The sequence below is a fragment of the Enterobacter cloacae complex sp. HYC033_NIDB genome (assembly GCF_056673335.1).
The window spans coordinates 3,415,800-3,432,278 of the sequence record NZ_CP115123.1; the positions used below are offsets into that span (position 1 = coordinate 3,415,800).

The 16,479-nt window shown below is 52.2% G+C and carries 16 protein-coding genes and 1 pseudogene; 6 read left to right on the forward strand and 11 right to left on the reverse strand.

Going from position 1 to position 16,479, the window contains the following annotated elements; all coding sequences use genetic code 11:
* Nucleotides 1-5: 5 nt before the first annotated feature.
* From O1721_RS16400 to yciA, 3 genes are all read left to right on the forward strand, one after another.
* Nucleotides 6-545, forward strand: coding sequence for a septation protein A (locus O1721_RS16400; protein ID WP_003856762.1), 540 nt, complete (start codon nt 6-8; stop codon nt 543-545).
* 180 nt (nt 546-725) lie between these two features.
* A complete protein-coding gene (locus O1721_RS16405; RefSeq protein ID WP_032648506.1) occupies nt 726-2,912 on the forward strand; it encodes a TonB-dependent siderophore receptor in 2,187 nt (728 codons plus the stop codon).
* A 98-nt stretch (nt 2,913-3,010) separates the two neighbouring features.
* Nucleotides 3,011-3,406: an acyl-CoA thioester hydrolase YciA gene (gene yciA, locus O1721_RS16410; protein WP_032648507.1), complete on the forward strand. Its 396-nt coding sequence runs from the start codon at nt 3,011-3,013 to the stop codon at nt 3,404-3,406.
* Between the two features lie 38 nt (nt 3,407-3,444).
* On the opposite strand, the gene tonB is transcribed toward yciA, so the two are convergent.
* Nucleotides 3,445-4,173 (reverse strand): TonB system transport protein TonB, encoded by a 729-nt coding sequence (gene tonB, locus O1721_RS16415; protein ID WP_017384230.1) that lies wholly within the window; start codon nt 4,171-4,173, stop codon nt 3,445-3,447.
* Between the two features lie 221 nt (nt 4,174-4,394).
* Between tonB and O1721_RS16420 the strand changes: the two genes are divergently transcribed.
* Nucleotides 4,395-4,691, forward strand: coding sequence for a YciI family protein (locus tag O1721_RS16420; RefSeq protein ID WP_003856755.1), 297 nt, complete (start codon nt 4,395-4,397; stop codon nt 4,689-4,691).
* A gap of 33 nt (nt 4,692-4,724) precedes the next feature.
* Here the strand turns inward: O1721_RS16420 and leuE are convergent, their stop codons facing one another.
* The 3 genes from leuE to O1721_RS16435 form a co-directional block, all read right to left on the reverse strand.
* Nucleotides 4,725-5,360: a leucine efflux protein LeuE gene (gene leuE / locus O1721_RS16425; RefSeq protein ID WP_006810877.1), complete on the reverse strand. Its 636-nt coding sequence runs from the start codon at nt 5,358-5,360 to the stop codon at nt 4,725-4,727.
* Nucleotides 5,361-5,427: 67 nt separating this feature from the next.
* Nucleotides 5,428-5,838, reverse strand: a complete 411-nt coding sequence (locus tag O1721_RS16430) for an Exc2 family lipoprotein (RefSeq protein ID WP_015570374.1) — start codon at nt 5,836-5,838, stop codon at nt 5,428-5,430.
* Between the two features lie 254 nt (nt 5,839-6,092).
* Entirely contained in the window at nt 6,093-6,266 is a 174-nt protein-coding gene (locus O1721_RS16435) for a YciY family protein (protein WP_017384232.1), read from the reverse strand.
* Nucleotides 6,267-6,409: 143 nt separating this feature from the next.
* On the opposite strand from O1721_RS16435, the gene cls reads away from it, so the two are divergent.
* Both cls and O1721_RS16445 read left to right on the forward strand, forming a co-directional pair.
* Complete coding sequence (gene cls, locus O1721_RS16440) at nt 6,410-7,870, forward strand: cardiolipin synthase (RefSeq protein ID WP_003856750.1); 1,461 nt, start codon at nt 6,410-6,412, stop codon at nt 7,868-7,870.
* Nucleotides 7,871-7,903: 33 nt separating this feature from the next.
* Entirely contained in the window at nt 7,904-8,233 is a 330-nt protein-coding gene (locus O1721_RS16445; RefSeq protein WP_003856748.1) for an HI1450 family dsDNA-mimic protein, read from the forward strand.
* A gap of 30 nt (nt 8,234-8,263) precedes the next feature.
* Here O1721_RS16445 and O1721_RS16450 read toward each other — a convergent pair.
* From O1721_RS16450 to O1721_RS16480, 7 genes and pseudogenes are all read right to left on the reverse strand, one after another.
* Nucleotides 8,264-9,131 (reverse strand): annotated as a pseudogene (locus O1721_RS16450) (ion transporter).
* Between the two features lie 14 nt (nt 9,132-9,145).
* Complete coding sequence (gene oppF / locus O1721_RS16455) at nt 9,146-10,150, reverse strand: murein tripeptide/oligopeptide ABC transporter ATP-binding protein OppF (protein ID WP_017384233.1); 1,005 nt, start codon at nt 10,148-10,150, stop codon at nt 9,146-9,148.
* Nucleotides 10,147-11,160 carry an ABC transporter ATP-binding protein gene (oppD, locus tag O1721_RS16460; RefSeq protein WP_015570373.1) on the reverse strand — a complete coding sequence of 338 codons (1,014 nt, stop codon included), beginning with the start codon at nt 11,158-11,160 and terminating at the stop codon, nt 10,147-10,149. Before oppD ends, oppF begins: the two co-directional genes overlap by 4 nt.
* An 11-nt stretch (nt 11,161-11,171) precedes the next feature.
* Nucleotides 11,172-12,080 carry an oligopeptide ABC transporter permease OppC gene (oppC, locus tag O1721_RS16465; RefSeq protein ID WP_015570372.1) on the reverse strand — a complete coding sequence of 303 codons (909 nt, stop codon included), beginning with the start codon at nt 12,078-12,080 and terminating at the stop codon, nt 11,172-11,174.
* Between the two features lie 12 nt (nt 12,081-12,092).
* Nucleotides 12,093-13,013: an oligopeptide ABC transporter permease OppB gene (gene oppB / locus O1721_RS16470; RefSeq protein WP_003856738.1), complete on the reverse strand. Its 921-nt coding sequence runs from the start codon at nt 13,011-13,013 to the stop codon at nt 12,093-12,095.
* Between the two features lie 82 nt (nt 13,014-13,095).
* Entirely contained in the window at nt 13,096-14,727 is a 1,632-nt protein-coding gene (oppA, locus tag O1721_RS16475; RefSeq protein WP_003856736.1) for an oligopeptide ABC transporter substrate-binding protein OppA, read from the reverse strand.
* 770 nt (nt 14,728-15,497) lie between these two features.
* The gene (locus O1721_RS16480; protein ID WP_017384236.1) at nt 15,498-16,145 is read right to left on the reverse strand and encodes a YchE family NAAT transporter; all 648 of its coding nucleotides are present in this window, start codon (nt 16,143-16,145) and stop codon (nt 15,498-15,500) included.
* Nucleotides 16,146-16,479 lie beyond the last annotated feature (334 nt).

Here is a 16,479-nt window from a genome sequence, read left to right on the forward strand (position 1 = left end):
GCAGAATGAAGCAGTTTCTTGATTTTTTACCGCTGATCGTATTTTTCGCTTTTTATAAGCTGTACGACATTTATGCCGGTACGCTGGCGCTGATTGTGGCAACGGCTGTGGTGCTGATTTACAGCTGGGTTCGCTATCGCAAAGTTGAAAAGATGGCGCTCATCACCTTCCTGATGGTGGCGGTGTTTGGAGGTCTGACGTTGTTCTTCCACAATGATGAATTTATCAAATGGAAGGTCACGGTGATTTACGGCCTGTTTGCGGGCGCACTCCTCATCAGCCAGTGGGTGATGAAGAAGCCGCTGATCCAGCGCATGCTGGGGAAAGAACTGACCCTGCCGCAGGCTGTGTGGGGGCGTCTGAATATCGCCTGGGCGCTATTTTTTATTCTGTGTGGTCTGGCGAATATCTATATCGCATTCTGGTTGCCGCAGAATATCTGGGTCAACTTCAAGGTGTTTGGTCTGACGGCGCTGACTCTTATCTTCACCCTGCTCAGCGGCGTTTATATTTATCGCCACATGCCGCAGGATGACAAGCACTGATCCTTCTGGCCAGATCGCCGCGCGGTCTGGCCTCTTTTCCCGCCTTCTCTTTTCTCTACATCCTCCCTGCGAAAATGTCTGAATCATGAAGATTTTATGGAGATTGCTGTCACTTTATTGTAATGAGAATGACTATCATTAATATTCGTCATCGCATTTTTAACAAATGGAAATGAGTTGATGAATAACATAATAAGATTTGCCCCGGCTACATTTACGCTCGCCATTCTTTCAACGCTTTATCAGAGCGCACACGCAGCGGAAGATCCTCTCGCCGATGGTGAAACAATGGTTGTTCAGGCCACCGCTGAAGAGGCGCTGAAGCAACAGCCGGGGGTTTCCATCATCACGGCAAAGGACATAGAAAAGGATCCACCGGTTAACGATCTTTCAGAAATTATTCGCAAAATGCCCGGGGTTAACCTCACCGGAAACAGCGCGACAGGCAGCCGCGGTAACAACCGCCAGATCGACATCCGCGGTATGGGGCCGGAGAACACGCTGATTCTGATTGACGGTGTGCCGGTGACGTCACGTAACTCGGTGCGCTACAGCTGGCGCGGGGAGCGCGACACCCGCGGGGATACCAACTGGGTTCCGCCAGAGATGGTTGAGCGCATTGAAGTGCTCCGGGGACCTGCTGCCGCCCGCTATGGTTCGGGGGCGGCCGGCGGCGTCGTCAACATCATTACCAAACGCCCGACCAACGACTGGCACGGCTCGCTCTCCCTGTACACTAACCAGCCTGAAAATGATAAAGAGGGAGCGACGAAACGCGCTAATTTTGATCTGAGCGGCCCCCTTGCGGGCGATGCGTTAACGATGCGCCTGTACGGGAATATCAACAAAACTGACGCAGATGCTCAGGACATCAACACCGCGCAAAACGGTTCTTACGCCGCCGGACGTGAAGGCGTGCGCAACAAGGACATTAATGCCCTGTTCTCCTGGAAACTCACGCCACAGCAGATTATCGATTTCGACTACAGCTACAGCCGCCAGGGCAATATCTACGCGGGTGATACTCAATACAGCAACAGCAACGTCAGCCCTGAAGGTCTGGTGTCGTCCCTGTATGGACACGAAACGAACCGAATGTACCGCCAGTCTTATGGCATTACGCACAACGGCATCTGGGACTGGGGTCAGTCAAAGTTCGGTGTTTATTATGAAAAGACCAACAACACCCGCCTGGAAGAAGGCTCTACGGGCAAAGTTGAGGGGATGATCAATAGCGATAAATACGATACCAGCCGGCTGGAGTCATACCGTTCAACGGGTGAACTGAACATGCCTTTCTTCTGGCTGGTCGAACAGACGCTAACCGTCGGTGCAGAATGGAACCGTGATGAACTGAACGATCCGGCCTCAATGCAGGCGACAAATGTGTCGGGAGAAGTGATTAACGGCGTTCCCGGTACGGCTTCTGAGCGCAACAGCAAAAACAGCGCTGACCTCACTGGCATCTATCTTGAGGACAATATTGAAGCGCGCCAGGGCACCAACCTGATCCCAGGGCTCCGCTTTGATTATCACAATCAGTTTGGCAGCAACTGGAGTCCTAGCCTGAACCTCTCTCAGGATTTGGGTGACATGTTCAAGGTTAAAGCGGGTATCGCTCGGGTATTTAAAGCGCCAAACCTGTATCAATCCAGCGAAGGCTATCTGCTTTCCACCCGCGGCAATGGCTGCCCGAATAACGTTTCCGAAGGAAGCTGTTACCTGTTAGGTAACCCGGATCTGGATCCTGAAATCAGCGTGAACAAAGAGATTGGCCTGGCCTTTGCGCTGGAAGGCTACGAGGCTGGCATAACCTGGTTCCGCAACGATTACAAAAACAAGATTGTTTCGGGAACGGACGTGCTGGGCCAGACAAGCAGCGGCGCAAATATCCTTCAGTGGCAGAACGGAGGAAAGGCTGTTGTTGAGGGGCTGGAAGGCAACCTCACCGTCCCGGTTATCCGCGACACGCTAACCTGGCGCACCAATGCGACGTATATGATTCAGTCTGAAAGTAAGGACACCGGCAACCCTCTGTCGATTATCCCAAAATATACCGTCAACACGATGCTCGACTGGCAGGTTAACAGCAAACTTTCAGCGAACATTGGCTGGACGATGTATGGTCGCCAGAAGCCAAGAGAAAATGCTGAAATCCGCAAAGAGCAGAATGCGATGTCAGATAAAGAGATTGGCGCCTATTCCATCGTTGGGATCGGTAGTAACTATCAACTGACAAAAGATCTCCGCCTGAATGCCGGGATCAGCAACCTCTTTGATAAGCAGATTTACCGAGAAAATGACGGTGCATCGACCTATAACGAACCAGGCCGTGCGTATTACGCCGGCGTGACACTGTCCTTCTGACCCTAAGGCGCCTGCTCTGCGGGCGCTAACCCTATTCTCTCCAGCCAGAAATCATAGTAGCATCCCGCCTGAAGTCTTCAGTTACGAGTTTAAAAACAATGACAACAAATGACGCCCCACAGGGCGAACTGGTTTTACGCACACTGGCAATGCCTGCGGATACGAATGCCAATGGCGATATTTTTGGCGGCTGGTTGATGTCGCAGATGGATATGGGCGGTGCAATCCTGGCAAAAGAGATTGCACACGGGCGCGTGGTGACAATCCGGGTCGATGGCATGACCTTCCTGCGCCCTGTCGCGGTGGGGGACGTGGTGTGCTGTTACGCACGCTGCGTAAAACGCGGCAATACGTCTGTCTCCATCAACATTGAAGTATGGGTGAAAAAAGTCTCTTCTGAACCGATTGGTCAGCGCTATAAGGCGACGGAGGCATTATTCATCTATGTGGCGGTGGATAGCGACGGTAAGCCCCGCCAGCTCCCACGGAGCTGATCCTCAGGTAAAAAAAAGCCTCCTTGCGGAGGCTTCTTTTATTCCATCTGTGCCCCGCCGTTCAGGCGGAAGACAATGTTCACAATCAACCCATTGCCGGGTTTACCGGCTTCATAGCGCCACCTGCGCATGGCCGATTTAACTTCGCGTTCAAACATATTCGCCGGCTGTGCGGACAGGATTTCCACGTTATCGACACGTCCATCGGCCGTAACGTCGAATTTCACCCGTACACGCCCTTCAATACGTAACGCCTGGGCACGTGCCGGGTACTGCGGCTGGTTACGGCTCAGCGCGCGCGGGCCCGCGGGCGCCGTTACCGTCGGTTTTGTCGCGGTCGTGGTGTTATTCATCAGCGGACGTGACGGGGCGGCATTTTCAACCGGCTGCGTGGCGCGTGGCTCAACCGGACGCACTTCGCGTTTCGGACGCTCTTCCACCTTTTTGACCGGCTTGGGTTTTGGCTTCGGCTTAGGTTTCGGCTCCGGCTTATGGATCACTACCGGCGCTTCTTTCGGCGGTTCAGGAACCGGCTCGGGCTCTGGCTCCGGCTCGGGTTCAACAACGGGCTGTGGCGGCGGCGGCGCAACCTGCGGCGGCTCAAGATCCGCAGGCGATACCATGGTCACAGAAATTGGCTGCGCTGGCGCCGGCATTTCAATAACCTGATGAACCGAGGTATAGAGCAGACCCGCCACGACAGCACCGTGAATAACGACGGAAAGCAGCGTCGGCCATGGAAAGCGGCGAGGTAAATCAAGGGTCATCGAAGTCATAATCATCAACGTTAAAAAACCGAACCTCGATTTTAAATGCAAATAGCAATCATATTCAATAAGACACTTTGTCCTGGCGCAATTTAAGCGTACATGAGGGCAAAAAAGGGGCATCCAGATCAGGGTTTTAACATTGTTATTATCTTTACATTGCAGTCATTTGTGCTTTCACATAACGTAATTGTCACTTTTACCGGTTAAGGAGCTTTGCCGTGCTTTACGTGATTTACGCTGAAGATGTACCTGATTCTCTGGAAAAACGTCTTTCCGTTCGCCCTGCTCATCTGGCGCGTTTACAGTTGCTACAGGATGAAGGTCGGTTGCTGACCGCAGGCCCGATGCCTGCCGTTGACAGCAACGATCCGGGCGCGGCGGGTTTTACCGGCTCCACGGTGATTGCCGAGTTTGAATCTCTGGAAGCCGCGCAGGCCTGGGCAGAAGCAGACCCGTACGTCGCAGCCGGCGTGTACGAGAAAGTCACGGTTCGTCCGTATAAAAAAGTATTCTGAAACGAAAGGCTCCCTCGGGAGCCTTTTCTTCATTCAGTGCAGCGACGCCAGCCTCGCCGCAAATCCGACAAACAGCAGACCTATCAGCCCGTTCCCCAGCTTCGCCAGTTTCTTTTTGGTTTTGAGGTAACGCGTGACAAACGCGCCTGAGAAAATCAGGAAGCTCATGTACATGAAGCTGATCAGCTCAAGCGTTGTGGCGAGGATCAGGAACGACGTGCCGGTATTCTTCGCATTGACATCAATGAACTGCACGAAGAACGACACGTAAAAGAGAATCGCTTTCGGGTTCGTCAGGCTCAGCACCAGCGAACGCTTAAGGATTGCGCTTGCCGGTTCGGCGCTACTTTCGTGCGCATTTTTTTGACGCGTCATAACGGACCAGAGCATTTTTCCGCCCAGCCACAGCAGATAAAACGCGCCCAGATAGCGGACAATATTAAATAAAACCGGAGTGGTCTGGATCAACGCGGCGACGCCCGCCCAGGCCAGAAACATCAGCACGGCATCACCAATAAACACACCGGTGGCTGCCAGATAGCCTTTCTTAACGCCGTGGCCAATCCCTGTTTTCAGCACAAACAAGGTGTTCGGTCCTGGAACCAGCACGATAAAAAATGCGCCGACAACATAGGTCCAGAAATTCAGTACACCAAACTCCGCAAACACGTCTCACTCCTTTCGCTCAAAAACAGCGGGGATACCGGTAATTACGGTATCCCCTGAATCAGTTGCGCTATTGTACGCCGTTATAGCCATCAAGATAAGTCGCGGCCAGTTCGTTACCAAATAATAGGGCGTCTTTACTGTCCATGTCCGAAGACCATTTATCCTTCGCGTTGCCTGCGAACAATTCCTGCGACTTCGCATTTTCTTTTAGCTGATCGCGAATGCTTTGCGCGTATTCACTGGCTTCAGCCTCAGTCCGCCCTTCCGCGCGGTCAGCTTTGCCCCGGGCATAAAGCTCGCGGAACTGCGCCACGTTCAGCTGATAATTTTTCTGCACGCTGGAGGTGTAATTGCCGCCAGTAAAGCTGGACTGATGCGACACGAAATAAAACGCGTGCCGTTCGGGTGAGGTTTTGCTGCTGGCACAACCGCTTAATATCGCAATCCCAAAGAGTGCTGCCATTACTTTTCCGTTCATCCTTTTTTCCTTTAATAAAAATGTATTCCCCATGCGAAAACATAATCTGCCAATGAGGAAAATGACGAAAGTCCTAAATCTTCCCTGAGCGCATCCAGCGCCAAAAGTACAATAAAAATCCAGAGATAAGGATTCATCTTTTAATATCATGACGTTATGGGAAGTTAGTATATCGCGGAAGCAGATGGGAAGAGACTGCAAAAATTGATAGCCTGGATGTTTAATGGGCACCTTTACGGTGCCCTTCATGCTTTTCAGATGTCCTGGACCGCGAACAACAGCGCGTTACGGTGTCTGTTCAGGCCACATTTTCTGATGGCGTGGATACGCATATTGCGGCGGGATTGTGCTTCCAGCCAACGAGCCTTACGACGACTCACCTGTCGCAACATGCGCCAGCGCCCAACTTCAGTTCTACTGCGCTTCATGTCTACAACTCTTTCTCTAACAGAGATGCCATTATATGCCTAAGCAGGCGGCAAACCAGCGCTTTTATCTGCCGTTTTTATTTGCCAGATGAATCCTGATGCGTAAACTCATAACAATACGCTTTCAAAAGGATTTTTTATTTATGACAACCTTCTACACCGTGGTGAGTTGGCTGGTCATTTTAGGATACTGGCTGTTAATTGCCGGGGTGACGTTGCGCATTCTGATGAAACGCAGAGCGGTACCTTCCGCCATGGCCTGGCTTCTGATTATCTACATTCTGCCGCTGGTGGGCATCATCGCCTATCTCTCTTTCGGTGAACTTCATCTGGGTAAACGCCGCGCCGAACGCGCCCGCGCCATGTGGCCCTCCACGGCGAAATGGCTTGCCGACCTTAAAGCCTGCAAGCATATCTTCGCTGAAGAGAACAGTAGCGTGGCCGCATCTCTGTTCAAGCTGTGCGAACGCCGCCAGGGGATTGCTGGGGTAAAAGGCAATCAGCTGCAACTGATGACCTCTTCTGATGATGTGATGCAGGCGCTGATCCGTGATATCCAGCTCGCCCGGCATAATATCGAGATGGTGTTTTATATCTGGCAGCCGGGCGGCATGGCGGACCAGGTCGCCGAATCGCTAATGGCCGCTGCACGTCGCGGTATCCACTGCCGCCTGATGCTGGACTCCGCCGGCAGCGTGGCCTTTTTCCGTAGCCCGTGGGCAGGTATGATGCGCAACGCCGGTATCGAGGTGGTCGAGGCGCTAAAAGTGAATCTTTTCCGCGTCTTTCTGCGCCGCATGGATCTCCGCCAGCACCGGAAAATGGTTCTGATCGATAACTACATCGCCTACACCGGCAGCATGAACATGGTTGACCCCCGCTTCTTCAAGCAGGATTCCGGCGTGGGGCAATGGATCGATCTGATGGCGCGGATGGAGGGACCGATCGCGACCTCAATGGGCATCGTCTACTCCTGCGACTGGGAAATTGAAACCGGTAAACGCATTCTTCCCCCGCCGCCGGATGGCAATATCATGCCGTTTGAGGAAGCCAGCGGGCACACTATCCACACTATCGCCTCCGGTCCTGGCTTCCCGGAAGATCTGATCCATCAGGCACTGCTGACCGCCGCGTACTCCGCGCGGGAATATCTGATCATGACCACGCCCTATTTCGTTCCCAGCGACGACCTTCTGCATGCCATCTGTACAGCGGCACAGCGCGGAGTGGATGTGAGCATTATTATGCCGCGCAAGAACGATTCGCTGCTGGTGGGATGGGCAAGCCGCGCGTTCTTTAGTGAGCTGCTGGCCGCAGGCGTTAAAATTTATCAGTTCGAAGGCGGCCTGTTACACACCAAGAGCGTGCTGGTGGACGGAGAGCTGAGCCTGGTGGGTACCGTCAACCTCGATATGCGCAGTCTGTGGCTGAATTTTGAAATTACGCTGGTCATTGATGACGCCGGGTTCGGTGGCGATCTGGCAGCGGTTCAGGACGATTATATCTCCCGCTCACGCCTGCTGGACGCCAGACTGTGGGCGAAACGTCCGCTGTGGCAGCGAATTGCCGAACGACTGTTTTACTTCTTTAGTCCGTTGCTGTAAAACGTGCCCAACGATGTTTAACAGGTAGTCATCATGGAAATGGATCTGAACAATCGCCTGACCGAAGACGAAACGCTCGAACAGGCCTACGATATTTTTCTCGAGCTGGCGGTCGATAATCTCGACCCTGCTGACGTCATTCTTTTCAACCTGCAATTCGAAGAGCGTGGCGGTGCTGAGCTGTTCGATCCGGCTGAAGACTGGGCCGAACATGTCGATTTTGATCTCAACCCGGACTTCTTCGCCGAGGTGGTGATTGGCCTTGCAGATGAAGACGGCGGAGAAATTAACGACATCTTTGCCCGCGTCCTGCTGTGCCGCGAGAAAGATCACAAACTGTGCCATATCCTCTGGCGCGAATAATAAAAAAGGCTGCCCGCGCAGCCTTTTTATTTAATCCGGTAAGGCATTTCCACAGCGGTGACAAAACCGCGCGCCGGGTTCATGATTCCCCTGCTGACAATTCGGACATTTGCGTTGCTGCTTGCTGTTCTGGAAGGCGCTGCTCATATGGGTGGTAATTAACCCCGTCGGAATCGCTATCACCGAATAGCCGATCAGGATAAGAACCGATGCCACAATACGTCCGAGCGGCGTATGCGGGGTAATATCGCCATAGCCCACGGTGGTCACCGTGACGATAGCCCAGTAAACAGACGCATTAAGCGTGGTAAACCCGTATTTCGGCCCTTCGATTAAATACATCAGGGAGCCAAAAACGATCATCACGATAGCAATAAACGAATAGAAGAGAATCAGCTGGTGGCGGGCGCTGACAATGGCAACCCAAAAAACCCGCAGCGACGGCATAAAGCGCAGCAGTTTGAGAATCCGTAACACACGAATCGCCCGCATTGCACGCCAGGCAAACACATAATTCAAGCTGATCTCAGGCCACAGCCACATGACATACAGCGGCAGGATGGTGGCTAAATCAATAAATCCCCAGAAGCTGAAAACGTATTTCGCCGGATTTGGCCAGCTAATGACCCTCAGCACATATTCCGCAGTAAACACCAGCGTGACAATCAATTCCAGCCAGACGAAAACGTGCCACTCCTCATACGTCATGTGGTACTGCGTTCCGGCGCCGGATTCGATAAAGATAATAATGACGCTAATCAGCGCAAATAAACCACACAGACCTTCGAAGCGGCGACCGGAAACCGTTTCAGGATCAAATAAAAGGTGATACAGCCGCTGACGGGCCGACGTGAATAATCGCGACACATTAACCTCGAAAAATAAGGGCTGACATCATGTCAGCCCTTGCGATTATAACGGGTCTACTTTCAGGCAGGAAACCGCATGTCGGAAACTGCCCTCCAGAACCGGCCGTGTTTTTGCACATTCCGGCCCGGCTATTGGGCATCGCGTACGGAATACGCAGCCTGAAGGCGGGTTGATTGGCGAAGGCAGTTCACCTTCCAGAAGCTGAATGGTTTTATTTTTTTCCAGATCGGGGTCCGGAACGGGAACCGCAGACATCAGCGCTTTGGTATAAGGGTGCAGAGGATTGTGGTACACCTCATCATACGTGCCCAGCTCCACGGCGTGGCCCAGATACATGACCAACACACGGTCCGAAATGTGTTTTACCACCGCCAGATCGTGGGCGATGAAGATCAGCGACAGCCCCATTTCCCGTTGCAGTTTCTGTAGCAGGTTAACCACCTGGGCCTGGATGGAAACGTCCAGCGCCGAAACCGGCTCATCACAGATAATCAGTTTTGGTTCAAGGATCAACGCGCGTGCGATACCGATACGCTGGCACTGACCGCCGGAAAACTCGTGTGGGTAGCGGTTGATGAGGTTAGGCAGCAGACCCACCTTGAGCATCATCGCTTTCACCCGATCGCGAATTTCCTGGCGCGGCATCTTCGGATGATAGGTGCGCAGCGGCTCGGCAATGATTTCGCCAATGGTCATACGCGGGTTCAGGGACGCAAGTGGATCCTGGAAAATCATCTGGATGTCGCTGCGCACGTCGCGCCATTCATCCGGCTTCATCCCCAGCAGATCTTTGCCAAGCCAGGCCACTTTCCCGTCGGTGGCCTTCACCAGGCCGATGATCGCACGCGCAAACGTCGATTTGCCGCAGCCGGATTCGCCTACCACGCCCAGGGTCTCGCCTTCGTACAGGCGTAGCGTGACGCCATCCACCGCTTTCAGGGTTTTGGCAGGCTGCCAGAACCACTGTTTACCGTCTTTGATATCGAAATGGACCTTCAGGTCAGCGATTTCGAGCAGCACATTTCTTTTTTCGTCGATCGCGTTCATACCAGCTCCTCCAGCGGCTTAAAGCAGGCGCGCAGACGGCCTGGGGCAAACGCTTCCAGCGGCGGTGCGCTGTTACAGATTTCCATCGCATGCGGACAACGCGGCTGGAACGGGCAGCCTTTTGGCAGACGCAGCAGGTTTGGCGGGTTACCCGGGATAGTCAGCAGCGACTCCCCTTCCGCATCAAGACGCGGAACGGCATTCAACAGCCCGATAGAGTACGGATGGGCTGGCTGGTAGAACACATCGCGAGCATTACCGTATTCCATCGTGCGGCCTGCATACATGACTAACACTTTGTCGCAGATCCCGGCAACGACGCCTAAATCGTGGGTAATCATGATGATGGCGGTGTTGAACTCGCGCTTCAGCTCATTCAGCAACGTCATGATCTGCGCCTGAACGGTCACGTCCAGGGCGGTGGTCGGTTCATCAGCGATCAGCAGTTTTGGCCGGCAAAGCAATGCCATCGCGATCATAACGCGCTGACGCATACCGCCGGAAAACTCGTGCGGATACATGCGCATGCGCTTGCGTGCTTCAGGCATTTTCACCGCATCCAGCATTTTGACGGACTCTTCAAACGCTTCGGCTTTGCCCAGCCCCTTGTGGAGCATCAGCACTTCCATCAGCTGTTCACCCACCCGCATATAGGGGTTCAGGGACGTCATCGGATCCTGGAAAATCATTGAAATCTGCTCGGCGCGCAGCTTGTTCAGCTCATGTTCCGGCAAATTCAGGATCTCTTTCCCGTTAAACGTCGCCGAACCGCCGATCACGCCGTTTGACGCCAGCAGGCCCATCAGCGCGAATGCGGTCTGGGATTTACCGGAACCGGATTCGCCCACAATGCCCAGCGTTTCACCGGCACGCAGGTCGAAGTTGAGATCGTTAACGGCAGTAACATCACCGTCAGGGGTTTTAAACGTCACGCGGAGGTCTTTAACGTCCAGCAGTGCGCTGGTCCACTGTTGCGCCTGTGGCGCGGTTGCCGTTTCAATAATGGTCATGACGGCGCTCCTTAACGGTCTTTCGGGTCGAGGGCATCACGCAGGCCATCGCCGATAAAGTTGAAACAGAACAGGGTGACGACCAGGAAGCCCGCCGGATACAGCAGTAACCACGGTGACACTTCCATGGAGTTTGCGCCATCACTTAACAGAGCGCCCCAGCTACTCAACGGCTCTTGCGTACCTAATCCCAGGAAGCTCAGGAAAGATTCAAACAGGATCATACTTGGCACCAGCAGGGAGGCGTACACCACCACCACGCCCAGCACGTTAGGAACGATATGACGCACCACAATATTGGCGGTAGAAACGCCGCCAACCTGTGCGGCTTCGATAAACTCCTTACGTTTGAGGCTCAGCGTCTGGCCGCGCACAATACGCGCCATATCCAGCCAGGACACCATCCCGATCGCCACGAAGATCAGCAGGATATTTTGACCAAAGAAGGTCACCAGCAGAATGACGAAGAACATGAACGGGAAGGAGTTCAGAATTTCAAGCATACGCATCATCACGGAGTCCACTTTCCCGCCGAGGTAACCGGAAAGCGAGCCGTAAAGCGTGCCGACAATCACCGCCACCAGCGCCGCCGCGATGCCAACCATCAGGGAGATACGGCCGCCAATCGCCACACGCACCAGCAAATCACGCCCGGAGGAGTCGGTGCCGAAATAGTGCCCGGATTCCATATCCGGCGCGCTGGACATCATGCCCCAATCCGTATCGAAATAGGTGAACTGAGAGAGCATTGGTGCCAGGGTTACGAACAGCGCGATAAGCACCAGCACGACCAGGCTGGCAACGGCGGCACGGTTATGCATAAAACGACGGCGGGCGTCCTGCCAAAGGCTACGACCTTCGACCTCCAGCTTTTCACTGAAGTTTTCCAGCGCCTCGCTGTTTTTCTTACTCAACATCATGGCGTGCTCCAGTTAGTAACGGATTTTCGGGTCGATAACGGCATACAGCACATCGACAACGGCATTAAACAGAATGGTCAGCGCGCCCACGAGGATCGTCAGGCTCAGCACCAGCGAATAGTCACGGTTAAGCGCCCCGTTAACAAACAGCTGCCCGATGCCCGGCAGGCCATAAATGGTTTCAATCACCATTGAACCCGTGATAATGCCGACAAAAGCCGGACCCATATAGGAGAGTACCGGTAACAGTGCAGGCTTGAGGGCATGACGGAAAATAATCCGGCGCATCGGCAGCCCTTTCGCACGGGCGGTACGGATGAAGTTCGAGTGCAGGACTTCAATCATTGAACCGCGGGTAATACGGGCGATGCTGGCGATGTAGGCCAGAGATAATGCCACCATCGGCAATATCATGAACTTCAGCGCCCCGCCGTTCCAGCCGCCCCCGGGAAGCCATTTCAGGGTTATGGCGAATATCATGACCAGCAACGGCGCGACAACGAAGCTGGGGATAACCACCCCGGTCATTGCGACCCCCATTACGGCGTAATCCCATCGGGTATTTTGTTTTAGCGCAGCGATAACGCCCGCAGTGACACCGAGAACAACGGCCAGGATAAATGCAGCAGCCCCTAATTTAGCCGATACCGGGAAGCTTGACGCCACCAGGTCGTTAACGGAATAGTCTTTATATTTAAATGACGGACCAAAATCACCGTGTGCAAGCTGCTTCAGATAGTTGAAGTACTGCGTGGTGATAGGATCGTTTAAATGGTATTTCGCTTCGATGTTGGCCATAACTTCTGGCGGAAGCGTGCGTTCACCGGTAAAAGGACTGCCCGGTGCAAGACGCATCATGAAGAAGGAAATTGTAATTAGAATAAATAACGTTGGAATCGCTTCAAGACAGCGACGCAGGATAAATTTCAACATTGCCCGTACCTTCTGGCGTGTGCCTGATGAATGTTACAAAATAGACACAGTGGGGCAAGCTCGCTCGCCCCACGTATTGCCATTAATGCTTGATAATATAAAGATTCTTAACGGAAATATTATCCAACGGGTCTTTACCGGTATAACCCCCTACCCATGGTTTCACCAGGCGGGCGTTAACGTAGTAGTAAACCGGAACGATCGCAGAGTCTTTATCGAGCTGTTGTTCTGATTTCGCGTACAGATCGGCGCGCTGGGCGTCATCTGCCACCTTCAGGGTTTCGCCAATCAGCTTATCAAACGCCGGGCTCTTATAGTGTGCGGTATTGTTCGAACTGTCGCTCAGCATGGTGTTCAGGAATGAGGTCGGTTCGTTATAGTCCGCACACCATCCTGCACGTGCCACGTCAAAGGTTCCCTGGTGGCGCGTATCGAGGAAGGTTTTCCATTCCTGGTTTTCCAGCTTCACGTTCACGCCGAGGTTTTTCTTCCAGATTGACGCGACGGCAATAGCCAGTTTTTTATGCAGATCGGAGGTGTTGTACAGCAGGCTAAAGGTCAGCGGCTTGTCGGCGGTATAGCCAGCTTCAGCCAGCAGTTTTTTCGCTTCTTCGTTACGTTTTTCCTGGGACCATTTGAACCATTCAGGTTCAACCAGCTTCATACCGTCGGTGTAAGGCGGGGTGTAGCTGTAAGCCGGCAGGTCGCCCTGATTCTTCACTTTATTCACGATAATGTCGCGATCCAGAGCCAGCTTCAGTGCGGTACGAACACGTACGTCGGTGAACGGTGCTTTCTGGTTGTTAATTTCGTAATAGTAGGTGCACAGATACGGATCGACGTGAACTTCTTTAGGGATCTCTTTTTTCAGCTTCTGGAACAGTTCAATCGGCATATTGTTATAGGTCATGTCGATTTCACCGCTGCGGTAGCGGTTTACGTCCGTCACTTCAGAAGAGATTGGCAGGTAGGTGACCTGATTGATAACGGTCTTCGCATTATCCCAATACTGCGGGTTGCGCTCCAGCACCATACGTTCGTTAACGACCCAGTCCTTCAGCTTATATGCACCGTTGGTCACAATATTCGCAGGCTGCGTCCATTTTTCACCAAATTTTTCTACTGCGGATTTTGGTACCGGGGAGACGGACGGGTGAACCAGCAGCTTATAGAAGTACGGAACAGGTTCGCTCAACGTCACTTCAAAGGTGTTGGCATCGATGGCTTTTACGCCCAGGTCGGTTACTGGCTTTTTACCCGTGATGATGTCATCGATATTGGCAATATGGCCATACTGGAGGTAACTCGCATACGGGGAGGCGGTATTCGGATCCGCCAGACGCTGCCAGCTATAGACGAAATCTTCGGCGGTAACCGGCGTACCGTCGGACCATTTCGCATCTTTACGCAGATGGAAGGTCCAGACTTTAAAATCTTTGTTGTCCCATTTTTCCGCCACGCCCGGAGCCGGGTGGCCGTCTACGTCAGTCACCAGCAGACCTTCAAACAGATCGCGGTTAACGTTAGACTCTGGAACACCTTCAATTTTGTGCGGATCAAGAGACTGCACTTCCGCACCGTTATTACGTACCAGCGTTTGCTTCTCAGCCAGCTGAACACCAGCAGGAACGTCCGCAGCCATTGCAGCGTTGCCCGCGATTAGCGCAGTTAAAATCCCCGCCGCTACCAGACTTTTTTTTGTGATGATGGACATTGTGTTGATACTCCACTCATTATAATGACCGGCCTTCGCCAGTTGTGTAATCCCCTGTTGGGGCCTGTACAGCGCAGGAGTTTTTTTTGCTACTGTCAGGTTCTTTTTTTACTTCTTGCTATCACCGACTTCATTATTACTGACCGCTCGTACGGCGGTCTTGCGTCGATTCTTTACACCTCTCCCCTGTCAGAGAGATGCGTTGGATATCTTATGTGAGGGCTATATGAAAATAGTTCTCATCAACTTGTTTAATGCTGCAAAATATAAGGCCGGAAAGTACCAAATGGTGCCAACTCTCGCCAATACATTTTGCAAATTTGTTAAGCATTTCTCTTTTACGATGGCTGGCATAACTGTGGTGCCAACCCTGGCTTACGCCGAAATCAACAAAAAGAGAAGTAATTCATACAGATAAGAAATTTTGTTGCTACAAACGCGACGACAAAGCTTGGCTGAACGATTTTTCACGATAATTTAACAATTGATTATTATTTAGCACATTCGTCTGAGCCAGCGTCGAAATTACTAATATCATTTCGGTTATCTGTCAGCAAGCCCCAGAGTATCATGTGAGTAAAATAACAGAGGGTTTGAGGGATTTATGCGCGGCAAGGGGAAATGAAAATAAACAACCCCTTGAAAAACAACAAAAGAGGATTATTAGTAGAACTTATTATGACTGGCGCCTATTTCAACTTTATTTATATGATTTGCAGATAATCACGTAAAAAAAACGGAGCCGCTGGCTCCGCTCTTTCAAATGAAAGTCAGTGTACTAACCCGGGGAATATACTTTTTATACCGGTAACGATAAATTCGATGCCCAACGCCATTAACAACAGACCCATGATACGGGTAATCACGTTGATGCCCGTTTGTCCCAGCAAGCGAACCAGCCATGGCGCCATACGAAATACGCCCCAGCAGCACAGCGCGAACAGCGCAATGGCAACAGAAAAGCCAATCAGGTGCATCAGGCTGTGGTAGCGCGTTCCCCAGACAATAGTGGAACTGATCGCCCCCGGGCCCGCCATCAGCGGCAGCGCCAGTGGCACAACCCCGATGCTCTCGCGGATAGCTGTCTCTGATTTTTCCTGCTTGTTCTGTTTATCCTCCCCCAGCTTGCCGCTGATCATCGACATGGCAATCGTCACCACCAGGATCCCGCCTGCTATACGGAACGAATCAATTGAGATGCCGAAGACCTGAAGAATGGCGTCTCCGAGATAAAGAGAGGTAAGTAGGATGATCGCCACCGACAGGTTTGCCGTCAGGTTGGTTTTATTTCGTGCCGCAGCCGTCTGATAGCTGGTCATACTAATGAAGACAGGGATGATCCCTACCGGGTTAACCAGAGCAAACAAGCCGATAAAAAACTTGAAATATGTAGGGAAATCAAAGAGCGTTTGAATCACATTAAGCTCCGCAATTGAGCATGGCCAGGGAGAAACTGCGTGTCATGATAAATCCGCGCTGAAGATACGCTTTTTAGCCGCATACTTCACCAGAAATCTGTTCTTAAACGTTATCAATTCATGATGTTAAACATTTGTGTAATCAATGATATCGCTGCTTCCAATAGTTACTTAATTATTTAACAGTAGAATAATTAGCACAAAATAACCCTGCTGAAAGGTATCAGCTTAGGACAAAATTGATCTCGATCATAATTTTCGTACTCAGAAGTGAGTAATCTTGGTTACGCCGCCAGGGAGATCACCTATCAAAAAGGTATGATGCTAAGGTAAG

What these genes read in the sequence shown, in the direction of transcription:
- O1721_RS16400 (WP_003856762.1), top strand. Translation starts at nt 6, where the DNA reads ATGAAGCAGTTTCTTGATTTTTTACCGCTGATCGTATTTTTCGCTTTT.
- O1721_RS16405 (WP_032648506.1), top strand. Translation starts at nt 726, where the DNA reads ATGAATAACATAATAAGATTTGCCCCGGCTACATTTACGCTCGCCATT.
- yciA (WP_032648507.1), top strand. Translation starts at nt 3,011, where the DNA reads ATGACAACAAATGACGCCCCACAGGGCGAACTGGTTTTACGCACACTG.
- tonB (WP_017384230.1), bottom strand. Translation starts at nt 4,173, where the DNA reads ATGACCCTTGATTTACCTCGCCGCTTTCCATGGCCGACGCTGCTTTCC.
- O1721_RS16430 (WP_015570374.1), bottom strand. Translation starts at nt 5,838, where the DNA reads ATGAACGGAAAAGTAATGGCAGCACTCTTTGGGATTGCGATATTAAGC.
- O1721_RS16435 (WP_017384232.1), bottom strand. Translation starts at nt 6,266, where the DNA reads ATGAAGCGCAGTAGAACTGAAGTTGGGCGCTGGCGCATGTTGCGACAG.
- cls (WP_003856750.1), top strand. Translation starts at nt 6,410, where the DNA reads ATGACAACCTTCTACACCGTGGTGAGTTGGCTGGTCATTTTAGGATAC.
- O1721_RS16445 (WP_003856748.1), top strand. Translation starts at nt 7,904, where the DNA reads ATGGAAATGGATCTGAACAATCGCCTGACCGAAGACGAAACGCTCGAA.
- oppF (WP_017384233.1), bottom strand. Translation starts at nt 10,150, where the DNA reads ATGAACGCGATCGACGAAAAAAGAAATGTGCTGCTCGAAATCGCTGAC.
- oppD (WP_015570373.1), bottom strand. Translation starts at nt 11,160, where the DNA reads ATGACCATTATTGAAACGGCAACCGCGCCACAGGCGCAACAGTGGACC.
- oppC (WP_015570372.1), bottom strand. Translation starts at nt 12,080, where the DNA reads ATGATGTTGAGTAAGAAAAACAGCGAGGCGCTGGAAAACTTCAGTGAA.
- oppB (WP_003856738.1), bottom strand. Translation starts at nt 13,013, where the DNA reads ATGTTGAAATTTATCCTGCGTCGCTGTCTTGAAGCGATTCCAACGTTA.
- oppA (WP_003856736.1), bottom strand. Translation starts at nt 14,727, where the DNA reads ATGTCCATCATCACAAAAAAAAGTCTGGTAGCGGCGGGGATTTTAACT.